10 protein-coding genes are annotated in these 14,760 nt (G+C 44.5%); 2 read left to right on the top strand and 8 right to left on the bottom strand.

What is annotated here, in order from left to right:
* Nucleotides 1-64 precede the first annotated feature (64 nt).
* The 5 genes from BCU75_RS11820 to prmB form a co-directional block, all read right to left on the bottom strand.
* Nucleotides 65-1,510, bottom strand: coding sequence for an ATP-binding protein (locus BCU75_RS11820; protein WP_102473981.1), 1,446 nt, complete (start codon nucleotides 1,508-1,510; stop codon nucleotides 65-67).
* A 45-nt stretch (nucleotides 1,511-1,555) separates the two neighbouring features.
* Nucleotides 1,556-2,284 (bottom strand): response regulator, encoded by a 729-nt coding sequence (locus BCU75_RS11825; protein ID WP_017076788.1) that lies wholly within the window; start codon nucleotides 2,282-2,284, stop codon nucleotides 1,556-1,558.
* 157 nt (nucleotides 2,285-2,441) lie between these two features.
* Nucleotides 2,442-3,899 (bottom strand): protein adenylyltransferase SelO, encoded by a 1,458-nt coding sequence (locus BCU75_RS11830; protein WP_102464605.1) that lies wholly within the window; start codon nucleotides 3,897-3,899, stop codon nucleotides 2,442-2,444.
* 477 nt (nucleotides 3,900-4,376) lie between these two features.
* A complete protein-coding gene (locus BCU75_RS11835) occupies nucleotides 4,377-5,018 on the bottom strand; it encodes a LysE family translocator (RefSeq protein WP_102473982.1) in 642 nt (213 codons plus the stop codon).
* A 269-nt stretch (nucleotides 5,019-5,287) separates the two neighbouring features.
* Nucleotides 5,288-6,220, bottom strand: coding sequence for a 50S ribosomal protein L3 N(5)-glutamine methyltransferase (gene prmB / locus BCU75_RS11840; RefSeq protein ID WP_102464603.1), 933 nt, complete (start codon nucleotides 6,218-6,220; stop codon nucleotides 5,288-5,290).
* Nucleotides 6,221-6,282: 62 nt separating this feature from the next.
* Here prmB and smrB point away from each other — a divergent pair, with 62 nt between their 5' ends.
* Nucleotides 6,283-6,813, top strand: coding sequence for an endonuclease SmrB (smrB, locus tag BCU75_RS11845; RefSeq protein ID WP_102464602.1), 531 nt, complete (start codon nucleotides 6,283-6,285; stop codon nucleotides 6,811-6,813).
* Between the two features lie 111 nt (nucleotides 6,814-6,924).
* Here the strand turns inward: smrB and sixA are convergent, their stop codons facing one another.
* Nucleotides 6,925-7,389, bottom strand: a complete 465-nt coding sequence (gene sixA, locus BCU75_RS11850; protein WP_054548175.1) for a phosphohistidine phosphatase SixA — start codon at nucleotides 7,387-7,389, stop codon at nucleotides 6,925-6,927.
* 304 nt (nucleotides 7,390-7,693) lie between these two features.
* On the opposite strand from sixA, the gene BCU75_RS11855 reads away from it, so the two are divergent.
* Nucleotides 7,694-10,471 (top strand): insulinase family protein, encoded by a 2,778-nt coding sequence (locus tag BCU75_RS11855; protein WP_102473983.1) that lies wholly within the window; start codon nucleotides 7,694-7,696, stop codon nucleotides 10,469-10,471.
* 420 nt (nucleotides 10,472-10,891) lie between these two features.
* On the opposite strand, the gene fadJ is transcribed toward BCU75_RS11855, so the two are convergent.
* Both fadJ and fadI read right to left on the bottom strand, forming a co-directional pair.
* Complete coding sequence (gene fadJ, locus BCU75_RS11860; protein ID WP_198593420.1) at nucleotides 10,892-13,108, bottom strand: fatty acid oxidation complex subunit alpha FadJ; 2,217 nt, start codon at nucleotides 13,106-13,108, stop codon at nucleotides 10,892-10,894.
* Complete coding sequence (fadI, locus tag BCU75_RS11865; RefSeq protein WP_102473984.1) at nucleotides 13,108-14,415, bottom strand: acetyl-CoA C-acyltransferase FadI; 1,308 nt, start codon at nucleotides 14,413-14,415, stop codon at nucleotides 13,108-13,110. Before fadI ends, fadJ begins: the two co-directional genes overlap by 1 nt.
* Nucleotides 14,416-14,760 lie beyond the last annotated feature (345 nt).

Consider the following 14,760-nt stretch of genomic DNA (forward strand, 5'->3'; position numbering starts at 1 on the left):
GTCTACTTATTCTGATTTATAAGATTGAAACAAAAGGTAAGCCCTATGTAACACAATTGTTACATTACACTTCTAAGCCTCTTGGTATATAGACTTTGGCTTCTAAGCCACCTTGAGAGGAGTTGCGAATAATGAGATCTCCGCCGTGTCCGTGCAGGATATTTCGGCAGATCCCGAGTCCTAAACCATGTCCTTGGTCGTCGGTTGCCAACCTAAAGTAGGGTTCAAAAACCAGCTCTAACTTGTCTTCAGGGATACCTTTGCCGTGATCCTGAATCGTCACAATGACCCACACTGAATCACTGCTCATATCGACTTCGGCGGATTGTCCATATTTCACAGCATTGTCGATAAGATTAGTAAGCACGCGTTTGATCGCTAGCGGTTTGGCAACCAAAGGCTCAATCACTGCAGGTTCAAACTCGACCTTAGTTTGGTATTGATTGTGTAATTCAATCACGGAGAGCATCATATCGTTGAGATCGATAATGGCATTGTTTTCATGGAGGTCTGTGTCTCTTACCGCTTGTAATGCACCTTTCACCATCATCTCAAGCTCATCAAGATCTTTGTTGAACTTGTCTTTCTTTACTTCGCTTTCCAACAACTCAGCACGAAGCCTGAGTCGGGTGATTGGTGTCTTCAAGTCATGAGAGATAGCCGAGAACAAATGCTCTCGGTCGGCAACATAACGACGAATCCGCTGCTGCATGCGATTAAAGGCTCGGGTTGCCGTGACCAGTTCAGTCGCCCCCTCTTCTTTCAATTGGGGCTGCTGAATATCCATGCTCATTTCATTAGCCGCCCTTGCCAACTTTTTGAGAGGGCGAACTTGGCGACGAATCGTAAAATAGGTAAGTACGAGCAGAATGAGTGTCGAGGAAACTAAGAAAATTACTTGCTCACGACCAAGAATCGTATCGTCGAGCTTTACGTATGGCGCAGGCAACAGTGCCGCAATATACACCCATTCATGACTGGTCAATTCTATCTGAACAACCAAAATAGGTGGATTAAGAGGCTCTAACGTTAAAGTATGATGTGCCCACGATCGTGGGAGATCGCTTAAATAGATGCCATTTTTGAGCAAGCGAAGGTGTTCAGGACGAGAGAAATCAACCCGCACTGACGCCACTTTATTGAGTTTGCTACTCAAAACACTTTCTATCGCTTCAATTGAGGCGGTTTTTAGTCGGGTATCCGGAATCGGTTCGACAATCAAAGCCTCTTTATTGAAAGAAACGAAGAAACGCGTACCGCCCATATTGCGGATCTGATCCAGCACGATATGGCGATATTTAACGGGCAAAGATTGGAAAAAAGTCACCGTTGAGGCAAACATGTTCGCCATGCTCGAAGAGGCAGAACGAATCCCCTCAAGTTCTTTGTGCTTGGATTCGCTATACCAAATAGACGTTGCGATACCCTGAGCGATCACCACCGCTAGTAAGGTTAACAACAAGGTTCTTGCGACCAAAGAGTTTGGCTTTAACCTGCTCAACCAGTTCATAGGAAATACTTCATTGGCAAGGTGTTCATTAACAGCAATTGATTATTAGTGTTCATACTGAACCGGCACAGCAAGAATATAGCCATTGCCACGCATGGTTTTGATGTAGTGAGGATATTTACCGCTGTCACCTAATCGGCTTCTCAGGCGACTAAGCTGCACATCAATGCCACGTTCAAAAGGCAGCGCTTCACGGCCTCTGGTGGCGAAAGAGATGGTGTCACGGTCGAGAACTTCGTTAGGGCGAGTTAAGAACAACATCAACAAAGAAAAGTCACTGCCTGACAAGTCCATTTCTTCTGAGTTTTCATTGTGCGAGATTCGATGCGCGAGTGTATCAAGCGTCCAATCACCAAAGATAATCTGCTTTGGTAATGCATCGCTTGGTTTGTCATCCACCACTTGAACACGGCGTAATAACGCTTTGATACGCGCCATTAACTGACGAGGGCTAAACGGCTTCGCAATGTAATCATCAGCACCAATTTCTAAGCCGATGATCTGATCGGTTTCATCCGATACTGCTGTCAGCATAATGATAGGCACATTGGATTGCTTTCGTACTCGCTGACACAAAGTAAAACCGTCGTCACCGGGCAGCATCACATCGAGCAGAATCAGGTCCGGATAACCTTGGCTTTGCAGGTGGGTTTCTAATTCAACACCGTCTCCAACGGAAGAGACATCGAAACCCGATTTTGTGAGGTACTCTTCCAGCAGCTCGCGGATTTCTTGATCATCATCCACCACGAGAATTCGAGTATTTGTTGGCATCGCCCAAACCTATTAAATTTACAACTTATTCACATAGTGTATAGGCTGGCCGATTATTTGATTATTGACATGTTTGTAAAGTTAGACGAACAAACAGATAAAGATCACATCTTAGTGACCTCTACCTGTACTTAGCGACTCAAAAAATCATAGGAGGTTAAGAGGAACAGCTGATTTCCATGGCTTTGCCCCACTCAGGCGGCAAGGCAGCAAGATGTTCGTAGTCAGGATGTTCCGCATAAGGGTCTGCCAGCACCACCATTAGTGCATCAATATCACTGCTATCACCGCGTTCCGCTTTATCTATGGCGAGTTGAGCAAGGTAATTTCTGAGCATGTATTTCGGGTTTACTTGGCGCATCTTTTCACAGCGCTCGGCCACTGAACTCTCTTCCAATTCACAGCGTTGCAAGTAGTTATCTACCCATAGCTTCGCGGCCTCGCGATCGATCATCAAATCAATCACTTCCTGTGGCGGCAAGGTATCCAAGTTCGACAACGTTCTAAAGAATCTTGGGTAGTCGACTTTGTTTTGCGACATCAGCTCAAACAACGATTCAAACAAGCGACTGTCACCTTCGTGTTTCGAAAGCAATCCCAACTTGCGACGCATCAACTTGCTGAAATAACCATTCATTTGCGGCTCGTACTGCTCTAACGCTGCCTCTAAATCAGCTTTATCCACCAGCGGCGAAAGAGAATGAGCCAGTGCCGACAAATTCCATAATCCAATTCTAGGCTGTTGATTAAAAGCATAACGACCTTGGTAGTCGGAATGATTACAGATCAATCTTGGATCATATTCATCTAAGAAGGCAAAAGGGCCATAATCGAAGGTTTGACCGATGATCGACATGTTGTCGGTGTTCATCACTCCATGAGCAAAACCATTCGCTTGCCACAATGCGACCATTTCAGCGGTGCGATCAACAATCTCATTAAACATGGCTGCGTAGGGTTTCTCTTCATCGAGGCATTCTGGGAAGTGCCATTCGATGACTTTGTCGGCCAATAATTTATGTTCTGCCAACTGATTGGTATAAAACAGGTGTTCAAAGTGACCGAAACGAATATGTGACTCAGCAGCACGCACCAGCAATGCGCCCCACTCTTGCTTCTCTCGGTATACAGGAGTGTCGCTGGTCATCATCGCCAACGCGCGAGTGGTTGGGATATTAAGCCCTGCCATCGCTTCACTACATAGGTACTCACGAACGGTTGATCGAATAACAGCACGGCCATCGCCCATACGAGAATAGGGGGTTTTACCTGCACCTTTAAGGTGTAAGTCGAACGTTTCACCACTTTTCGCGACAACTTGCGCTAACAACAGCCCTCTTCCATCACCTAAGTCCGGATTATAAGAGCCAAACTGATGACCTGCGTATTTCATTGCTACAGGCGAAAACTGCTCAGGTTCAACATTGCCAGATAACGTCTCAAGCAATTCCTCGGAAGCGTTTTCAAATGACGGAAAGCCAAGTTCATTCGCAAGATTATGGTTCCATGCGAGCCATTGGACATTGCTGAGCGGTGTAGGTTGAATTGGGGTATAGAACAGTCGAGGTAATGCGGTAAATCGATTGTTAAATGAAATAGAATCCCAGACAGACATGAGAGGCACACTGTAGATAAAAGATGATTTAAGATTATCACAGTTTGATAACAACTTCAGATGAGGTTACGCGATGAGCTTATGAGAGAAGATTGCTTAGCTGTTTTGCGAAGAGGAAAAGCTAAGTGGCTAGACTGATGAGAAGAGCCACATTTACGAGAATAAGAGTTCTGACTTTAAAGACTTTTTAACAAGTGTATTCATAATAAAAACTGAAAATATTGAGCCATAAAACTGACTACATTAAAGCAAGAATACCCACTAGAGAAAGGGTAGAGAAAATCCAAGTACGACTGATTACGCCAAAATTACTGTGTTGAATCATTTCTTGATGCTGCATATGTCTCTCCTGAGAACGTGATGGTGTAACACCAATATATCGACTTTACACCGATATCAGCAAGCACATTAATATTAACCTTTTATTACAACACCAAGAAACTTCTGTAACTATTCAACTATTTGATAAATCAAAAGCTATGCTCGGCTTGTCGTAGAAAGCAGTGCACCAGCCCCAATAAAGACACCTCCAGTGACACGATTAAATATCTTAGCTCGACCTTTAGCAAACAACCAATTTGACGACTTCGCGCCCAAGTAGGCATACACCATTAACCAAGATAATTCCATCACGGCAAAGGTCAAAGCAAACACGGTAAACTGGGGAACCAGAGCGATCGATGGATCAATAAATTGTGGGAAAAGTGCGGTAAAAAATAGAATAGCTTTGGGATTGCTCGCACCAACAATAAAGCCACTGAGGTAATGCTGCGCAGCACTTTCTTTAACCGATTTAGAATCGGATTGTTGATTGGGTAGGTTGTCATAATCTTGCTGACTAGAACGCAGAGACTTCCAACCAAGGTAGATTAGATAAGCGGCACCTGTCCATTTAATGACGTTAAACACCACCTCAGACGAAGCAATAATCACACCCAGCCCAGTAAACGATAACGTAAGAATTCCAGTAATCGCAGTCAAGCTACCCAGCGCGGTAAATATCGATAGTTTAAAGCCAGACTGCACCCCTTTAGTCATGCATAATAAAGAGCTTGGCCCGGGCGAAGCTGTCAAAACCAGCACCGCTAATAAATAATAAATCCATGTATCAAAGCTCATCGCGAATTCTCCTTAACTCACTAAAACGAGTAAACATTGACCATCAATATGTGATAGTTATTCACATTAAGCAACTAAATAATATGAAACGAATCCTCAACGCTAAGTACGATATCCAAAATTTAGGCAATAAAAAACGCCATGCACTGCTGCATGGCGTTTAAATTAATACAGATAGGGTTTCTTTAATAACGAAGGTAACCCGAATCTAATCAAAGAAGCTTTTTCGATACAAAGCTTAGTCTGTGCAAACTTAGTCTATAAAAAACTTAGTCTTTGTAGATAGAGAACTCATCTGCGCAAGCCACTAGCTGCTCGCGAGTGATCATGAATACGCCATGACCGCCATTCGAGAACTCAATCCAAGTAAATGGAATTTCTGGATATTGGTCCATCATGTGAACCATTGAGTTACCTACTTCACAGATCAAGATACCATCATCAGTTAGGTAATCTGGTGCGTTAGACAGAATACGGCGAACCAGTTTAAGGCCATCAGAACCTGCCGCTAGGCCAAGTTCTGGTTCATGAGTAAACTCTTCTGGCAAGCTGTTCATATCTTCTTCGTCCACGTAAGGTGGATTCGATACGATCAGGTTGTATTTCTCTTTTGGTAAATCACGGAAAAGATCTGAACGGATTGGGAACACTTGCTGCTCCATGCCGTGATCTTGAACGTTCTGCTCAGCAACTTGCAATGCGTCAGTAGAGATATCAATCGCGTCTACTTCAGCGTCAGGGAATGCATGAGCACAAGCAATAGCAATACAGCCACTACCCGTACAAAGGTCCATGATGCGTGTTGGCTCTTCAGTTAACCAAGGTTGGAATTGAGCTTCGATCAGCTCACCAATTGGCGAACGAGGCACAAGAACGCGTTCATCAACGAAGAACTCTAGACCACAGAACCAAGCTTTGTTGGTTAGGTAAGCCGTTGGTGTACGATCATTGATACGCTTGATTACGCGCTCAACAATACGCAGACGTTCGCTGCTCGTTAGACGAGAGTTCATAACATGCGAAGGAACATCAATCGGCAGATAAAGAGTAGGTAAAATAAGTTGTACCGCCTCATCCCACGCGTTATCAGTGCCGTGACCATAAAAAAGGCCCGCTGCGTTAAAGCGACTAACAGTCCAACGAATCACATCTTGAAGCGTGTGTAGTTCTGATACCGCTTCTTCTACAAAAATCTTATCCAAAATTGTCTCCGAAAAGCGCTACAATACTGCTAATTACGTTTCTAATTAGAATTCATAACCTGATGAGCAAAAAAGACACCGACTTCGATGACGATTTCGCCCTATTCAACGATGCAGTAAAGGGCGTTAAAAAGTTGCAACAGGATACCATAGTCCAGCAGCCAAAAAGAAATACCAAGCAAAAAGAAATTACTCGCACGGCAAGACAAGCCAGTGATAGCGAGTTTTATTTCTCGGATGAGTTCATTCCGCATCTTAGCGAAGAAGGCCCAACACGTTATGCGCGTGATGATGTCTCTAAGTATGAGGTGAAGCGCTTACGTCGTGGTGTCTACGTACCTGATGTGTATCTTGATATGCACGGTATGACTCAACAAGAAGCGAAACGCGAGTTAGGTGCAATGATTGCGCACTGCGTGAAAGAGAGCGTGGCGTGTGCCTGTGTTCAGCACGGTATCGGTAAACACATCCTTAAACAGAAGGTGCCTTTGTGGTTAGCGCAGCACCCCGACGTGATGGCCTTTCACCAAGCACCTTTAGAGTTCGGTGGTAACGGTGCGTTGTTGGTTTTGCTTGCTATTCCAGACAAATAACCCTGACTCGCTATTCCCCCCCCAACGTCAAAAACAGAAAAGGGCACCTCAAATCATTGAGGTGCCCTTTTCTTTGTTATCTTTCAGCCTACAGGTTAGATATAACCTCGACTATGGATTGATGTTCCAAAGTAACTCGCCTTTTTGTGTCTCAAGGTCGAATTCAATGCAAGCCAAACCTGACGTCGGAAACATAGGTGGTGCCATGCCCGTTGCAAATTCCGCTGTTAAGTAGCCCACTAGAGGTAAATGAGACACAAATAAAATGGTCTCTAGTTTTTCTACTTCTGCCATTGCTAAGGTCAAATCAAACACGTCGTCGGACATTCCATAAGGCGTAATATCATCACAGGTTTCTACTTTCTTTCCAGAAAACGCCTGAGAGATTTCTAACCACGTTTCTTGTGCCCTTAAATATGGGCTCACAAGCACTTTATCGAATTGACTAATCCCCTGCTCATTTGCAGCTTGAGCCACTGCAAGAGATGCCATTTTCCCGCGCTTGGTTAACGCTCGTTCTGCATCCGAGTCCGCAAAATGTTCTGCTTCACCGTGGCGCATTATGAATATTTTCATGTTCAGTCCTGTCTACGTAACATTTCGAAAGTCGATATATCCCATATCAGCGATACGCTACTTAGCGTTTGGCTCTCAAACTAGAGAAACCGCAGTCTATATAAATAATTATATCAAGTCACTTGCTAAAGAGTTCGACTTTCTTAACAATCTTATTAAAAGAAAATAAATCACTGATAAAAATCGATAAAAATGATTTAGAAGTCGCCAAAAAGCTCTTCATATCCCAAAATGTGATCGCAAGGTTTGCACCTCAAATCATCGCGTACATAATTTAAAAACCACCTTCTCTGGAGATGCTTCTGTGCATTTAAGCCCTAATGATGAACATCAATACCGTTACGTAACCTTGGATAACGGATTGCGAGTACTGTTAGTTCACGATCAGAACGCTCAAAAAGCTGCAGCCGCACTCGCCGTTAATGTCGGGCATTTTGATGACCCTACCGACCGAGAGGGTTTAGCGCACTACTTAGAGCATATGCTATTTTTGGGAACTGAAAAGTATCCAAAGGTCGGAGAGTTCCAAAGTTTTATCAGCCAACATGGCGGTAGCAACAATGCTTGGACCGGAACCGAACACACCTGCTTCTTTTTTGATGTTGAATTGAATGCCTTTGAAACCGCACTCGATCGCTTCAGCCAATTTTTCACAGCACCACTTTTTAACGAAGAAGCACTAGACAAAGAACGCCAAGCCGTTGATTCAGAATACAAGATGAAACTCAACGACGACTCGCGACGCTTGTACCAAGTGACCAAAGAACTGGTGAATCACAATCACCCATTCTCGAAGTTTTCTGTCGGTAATATCGAGACGTTGGGTGACAGAAACGGTGAAACGATTCGACAAGAAATCTTGGCTTTCCACCAGCAACAATATTCAGCCGATCTAATGACGCTGACACTGTCTGGCAATCAATCATTAGACGAAATGCAAAGCTGGGTTAAGGAGCGTTTTAGCTCGATTACCAATCACAAACTACAAGGTAAAAAGGTTGAAGTACCGATTGTTGGCGAATTAAGCACGGGTGTACAAGTACACGTTAAACCGATAAAAGAAGTACGCAAACTTATCTTAACTTTCCCGATGCCAAGCATGGACGAGCACTACGGCGTTAAGCCATTATCATTCTTTGCACACCTTATCGGTTACGAAGGCGAAGGTAGCTTGATGATGCAGCTGAAAGATAAAGGTTGGATTACCTCCCTCTCGGCAGGTGGCGGCGCAAGTGGCAGTAACTATCGTGACTTCACGATCAGTTGCTCATTGACCACCGAAGGTTTAACCAAAACCGATAACATCGTCCAAGCAGTATTTCAGTACATCAAATTAATTGAACAACAAGGCATCGAAGAGTGGCGTTATCTCGAAAAGCGCGCCGTTTTAGAGTCCGCATTCCGGTTTCAAGAGCCCTCAAGACCGCTCGATGTTGTCAGTCATCTTGTTATCAACATGCAGCACTATCAAGAGCAAGATGTGGTGTATGGCGATTACAAAATGTCGCACTTTGACGAAGAGTTACAACGCTCTTTGCTTCCCTACTTATCTGTCGACAACATGCGAGTCACCATCGTTGCTCAAGGCTTCGAATATGACAAAGAAGCAAAGTGGTATTTTACGCCCTACTCCGTTACGCCTTTTAGCTCAGAGCAGACCCAATGCTTTACGTGCATCAACCCCGGCTGGATGTTTGAGCTGCCAAGTAAAAACCCATTTATTTGCTACGACTTAGACCCTGCTGAACTCGAAGGTGATGCTAAGCACCCACAACTGTTAGAAGAACTGGATGGCTTTAAGTTATGGCACCTTCAAGACCATCAATTTCGAGTACCTAAAGGTGTGGTGTATATCGCTATCGACAGCCCACACTCAGTCGCCACCCCGAGAAACATCGTTAAAACACGCTTGTGTGTAGAGATGTTCTTGGACTCGCTTGAAAAAGATACGTATCAGGCTGAGATTGCGGGTATGGGCTACAACATGTATACCCATCAGGGCGGTGTAACACTCACGCTTTCGGGATTCAGCGAAAAGCAACCACAGCTGCTCAATATGATCCTTGAGCGCTTCCAAGCACGCGACTTTAGTCCAACACGCTTTGAAACTATTAAGCATCAATTGCTCAGAAACTGGAATAATGCGTCGCAAGATCGTCCTATTTCTCAGCTGTTTAATGCGATGACTGGAATTCTTCAGCCAAATAACCCGCCCTATTCCGTATTAATTGAAGCATTGGAAACGATTGAGGTCGATGAACTCTCTTCTTTTGTTCAAGCTATTTTGGCAGAACTGCATGTCGAAATGTTTGTGTATGGTGATTGGAAAAAAGCCGATGCACACAAGATGGCTGAAACGCTAAAAGATGCATTACGTGTTCAAGACCAAGCTTACGAAGAGTCACTACGCCCATTAATCATGTTGGGTGAAAATGGTAGCTTCCAACGCGAAGTCGTATGTAATCAAGATGATTCAGCCATCGTGGTTTACTACCAATGTGCTGACATTTCACCTAAAAATATTGCGCTGTATTCATTGGCGAACCATTTGATGTCAGCCACCTTCTTCCATGAGATTCGTACCAAGCAGCAGCTAGGCTATATGGTCGGCACTGGCAATATGCCGTTGAACCGACACCCGGGTATTGTGTTATATGTGCAATCACCGAATGCTGCCCCAGCAGACTTGTTAGCCTCGATAGATGAATTCCTCAATGCCTTTTACATGGTGCTGTTGGAGCTTAATGACTATCAATGGCACAGTAGTAAACGCGGCCTCTGGAATCAGATTTCAACGCCAGATACCACCCTGCGTGGTCGCGCTCAACGCTTATGGGTTGCGATAGGCAATAAGGACTTGGAGTTCAATCAGAGAGAGCGTGTCTTAGAAGACCTCAAAGGTCTAACACGCTCAGACATGATACGTTTTGTGGTCAGCCAACTTAAACCTCGCACGGCAAATCGTCTGATTATGCATGCGCACGGTAATGCTCATAATAAGGAACAGAAGTTGTCGGCAGGTGTGGAGATTGGCTCAATTGATGAGTTTCAGTTACGCCCTAAAGACTGTGATCTTGGCTAATAAACTGCGATAAAAATCATAAGGTTGATGTGAAAGCATCAACCTTTTTTATTGGGTGAAGCACAAAAGCAGATCTCTCTTACGCTCCTTCGTCGCTTTGGGATATGACGATGGGTTCGATTTACAACTAACATCGCGAGCTTACCCAACTTATTTCTCATTTCTCACAGCCAGCACACAACACTCTCTGCCATTATTCCCTAGATAGAGTGAAGGATTCAGTTGAGAACTTCTGCCACTTACATTCTCATTCAGTCGCACCAACCTCCCCTGTCATTCCCGAGAAAGAGGAACGATTGAGTAGGAATCTATATTGAGTAAATTAACTGACCATAAAAGCTACAGACACAAAAAAAACCGCATCAGTTGCTTGATACGGGTTTGATAATCAATGTGCTAAAACGTTACTTGCAGAGAGCGTTACTTATAAAAAGATTCGCCCAATCCAGCACGTGTCAGCAGGCCATCACAGGGCGCAAAACGATCACCGTATTTCGTAGCAAAGTCGTTCATCATTTCAACCAGAGACTTAATGCCAACTTGATCCATGTAGCGGAAAGGACCACCTAAGAATGGAGGAAAACCGATGCCGAAAATAGCACCAATATCGCCATCACGAGGGCTGCGGATAATACCATCATCTAGACAACGAACCGCTTCGTTGAGCATAGGAAGCACACAGCGCATTGCGATATCGTTATCACTCAACTTAGGGTCCGGTTGCAGTTTAAGCAGCTTGTAAACTGACTTATCGACTTCCTTCTTCTTACCCTTATAGGTGTAGAAACCTTTGCCACTCTTACGGCCTTTACGGTTGTCATTCAAAAGAATATCGAACACATCAGGACCTTGGAAACGGTCGCCAAGCTCATTCACTAAAATTGGAATAATCTTCGCGCCAATATCAACACCCACCTCGTCTAACAAAGTAATTGGGCCAACCGGGAAGCCGAAATCAAGTAACACGCTATCGAGCTTCTCAATAGGTTCATTCGCTAGCAATAAATGCGCAGCTTCGTTCATGTAAGGCGCAAGAATACGGTTAACATAGAAGCCCGCCGTATCTTTAACAACAATCGGGGTTTTGCCTTGCTTCTTCGCAAATGCAACAACTGTCGAAATCGTCTCTTCTGACGTTGTTTCATGAGGAATAACTTCAACCAATGGCATTTTATCTGCAGGGCTGAAATAGTGAAGACCTACCACGTTTTCTGGTCGCTGTGCCTTCTCTGCAATCTTATGGATTGGCAGTGAAGAAGTGTTCGTCGCAAAAATCGTCTCTGGCTTCGCATTGGCTTCAATATCGGCAATCATCGATTGCTTAAGATCGAGGTCTTCAAAGACCGCTTCAATTACTACATCTGTGTGATTAAAGCTCGTAAAGTCGATACCACCAGAAAGCTGAAGCATCTTACTTTCCAGACCAGCTTTAGTCAGAATGCGACGCTTACGCTGCTTATCGAACAACTTAAAGTTATAGTTTAGCGCGTTCAGTACACCTTCATTCGATACGTCTTTAATACGAACCGGAACCTTAGCTTTTGCAACGCTTACATGGCTAATGCCAGCGCCCATTAGACCGCCGCCCAGCACACCAACACGCTTAACCGCTTTAGGTTCTGCATCTGCACCGTGCTCTTTTTTCATTTCAGTAGTAGCAAAGAAAATAGAACGAAGGGCTTTAGATTCAGCTGTCATCACCAGTTCAGAGAAACGCTTCGCTTCGTACTGAAGGCCTTTATCAAATCCATTCTCTAAGCCATAGCGAATCACATCTAGAATTGCATCCGCAGCCGGGTAATTACCGCGAGTTTTTTGATTAGTCTTTTTCGCTGCTTGTTCGAAAATCACTTTACGGCCAAGGCCATTGCGTGAAATCAGTTTCTCTTTGGTCGAAGCTTGGTTTTTAGACGCCAAACGCTTACCTTTTTTACCGCCTGAGTTCTTTTCAACAAAGCTCTTAGCGACTTCAAGCAAGATAGTTTCTGGCACACAAGCATCGACAACACCGAGCGATTTCGCTTTCTTAGCACGCAACTGCTTACCCGTAAGAATAAGGTCAAGAGAAGGCAGCAAACCGATAAGGCGAGGAAGACGCTGTGTACCACCAGAGCCTGGTAACAAGCCGAGCTGAACCTCAGGTAAGCCAAGACGAGTCTTGTCTGAGTCGGTACATACACGATAATCACATGCAAGGGCGAGTTCTAGCCCCCCACCTAAACAAGGCCCGTGAATCGCTGCGACTACGGGATATGGAAGATCTGACAGTGTTTGGAACATCTCCTGCCCTTGACGAGCGAGAGACTGTGCTTCGTCAGCGCTTTTACATGCATCAAGCATTCGAACGTCAGCACCTGCGATAAAATTATCTGGCTTTAGTGAATGAACGATTAAGCCCTTAACTCGGCTTTGCTTTTCTTTTAACTGCTCGAAGATGGCTTTCATTTCTTCAGCAAAAGCCGCTTGCAGCGTGTTCATTTTCTCGTTTGGCACATCAATCGCGAGCCATGCAATATCTTGTTCATCGATATTAAGAGAGAACGCCGTTGCTTTGTTATTTGTAGAATCCGTCACTGGTGTTGAACCTGATTTGGTGACTGCTTCTTTTTTTGTTGTTGCATCAAGAGTCGTAGACATTATTCTACCTCCAAGATCATTGCTGCACCCAAACCACCAGCTGCACAAGCGGTATTCAGTGCTAAGCCGCCACCGCGACGTTTCAACTCACGTAATGTTTGAGTCATCATTCGTGCGCCAGTCGCTGCAAACGGGTGTCCGTAAGCAATTGAACTACCAAGCACGTTAAACTTATCCATATCAATCTCACCGATCGCTTTATCTCGGCCAAGATTCTTCTGAGCAAATTCATCGCTTGCAAACATTTTGACGTTAGCCAGTACTTGAGCGGCAAATGCTTCATGCATCTCAATAAGCGCCAGATCAGACAGTTCTAGACCTGTATTCTTTAATACCTGTGAGGTCGCGTAAGTTGGCCCCATCAACATATCGGTTTCAACACCAATCGCTGAAAATGCATATCCGCGGATATAACCCAACACTTCTAAACCTAGTTCTTTCGCTTTGCCTTCGCGCATCAACATCACCGCTGCACCACCATCAGTAAGAGGCGTTGCATTGGCGGCCGTGACACTGCCGTACTTTCTATCGAATGCAGGGCGTAATTTAGCGTAACCTTCAACCGTTGAATCATGGCGAATGTTGTTATCTTCCGCTAAGTATTTTTTATAAGGTGCTGGAAAAGCCGTCATCACTTCATCTTTTATTTTCCCTTCTTTCCATGCTTGAGAAGCCAAAGAGTGAGAACGGTGCGCGAGTGCATCTTGTTCTAGACGAGTGATACCATGAGTTTTTGCCATCTGCTCGGCGGTTTGACCCATTGAAAGGCCCGTCGAATATTCAGCAACAGCCGGTGGCACAGGCATAAGGTCTTTAACGGATAACGTTTTTAATATCTTGAGCTTTTGGCCCAACGTTTTCGTTTTACTCAATGCCAATAAATTCGCAGCCAACTTCTTAGAAACACCGATAGGCAATACAGAAGAGGAATCAGCGCCACCAGCAATACCAACATCGATTGTGCCAGCCATAATACTCTCGGCCACATTGACGGCAGCTTGAAAACTAGTCGCACATGCTCGTGTCACACTGTAGGCATCGGTATTGATGTCCATGCCAGTGCCAAGCACAATTTCACGTGCGATGTTTGGCGCTTCTGGCATCTGTACCACTTGACCGAACACAACTTGTTCGATAAGCGCAGGATCGACATCCGTTCTTGCAAGCATTTCGCTCACAACCATTTTGCCTAGGTCAACCGCAGGCACTTGGCTAAATTCTGTGCTCTGACGAGCGAATGGGGTTCGTAATCCAGCGACAACGGCAACACGTTCTCCAGAACGAGTTTTGACTTCCTGTTTGCCCATGGTTTCTCCTTAAAGTTAAGAGGTCTGACCTGAACCATTGTAAAGAAGTTGTTAATTAAATCAAACGAGCGTTTAAATAAACGTGATACGAGTATCTCACTGTTTGAAAATTTAACTGCACATTCAGGCGAACCTTTTGGGGTGAAAGGTTGTCCTAAGAGACTAAACTATTGTGAGTGGATACTGTTATTGCTATGTGAGATGTGATTTCTTGAGGCAAAAAAAAACCACACAAAGCTGTGTGGTCGGAATGTATATAAAGCAATTAACTTAACGCCAATTGAAATAATCAGTTTCCTGATTAGGAGAAAGTAAAGTCAGCCTTCAAAAGGAAGTGTCGTCTTG

Origin of the sequence: Vibrio splendidus (genome assembly GCF_002873455.1) — a bacterium.
GTDB classification, from domain to species: Bacteria; Pseudomonadota; Gammaproteobacteria; order Enterobacterales; family Vibrionaceae; genus Vibrio; species Vibrio splendidus_J.

Coding starts and splice junctions, on each gene's coding strand:
- BCU75_RS11820 (WP_102473981.1), bottom strand. CDS start 1,510: ATGAACTGGTTGAGCAGGTTAAAGCCAAACTCTTTGGTCGCAAGAACC.
- BCU75_RS11825 (WP_017076788.1), bottom strand. CDS start 2,284: ATGCCAACAAATACTCGAATTCTCGTGGTGGATGATGATCAAGAAATC.
- BCU75_RS11830 (WP_102464605.1), bottom strand. CDS start 3,899: ATGTCTGTCTGGGATTCTATTTCATTTAACAATCGATTTACCGCATTA.
- BCU75_RS11835 (WP_102473982.1), bottom strand. CDS start 5,018: ATGAGCTTTGATACATGGATTTATTATTTATTAGCGGTGCTGGTTTTG.
- smrB (WP_102464602.1), top strand. CDS start 6,283: ATGAGCAAAAAAGACACCGACTTCGATGACGATTTCGCCCTATTCAAC.
- sixA (WP_054548175.1), bottom strand. CDS start 7,389: ATGAAAATATTCATAATGCGCCACGGTGAAGCAGAACATTTTGCGGAC.
- fadJ (WP_198593420.1), bottom strand. CDS start 13,108: ATGTCTACGACTCTTGATGCAACAACAAAAAAAGAAGCAGTCACCAAA.
- fadI (WP_102473984.1), bottom strand. CDS start 14,415: ATGGGCAAACAGGAAGTCAAAACTCGTTCTGGAGAACGTGTTGCCGTT.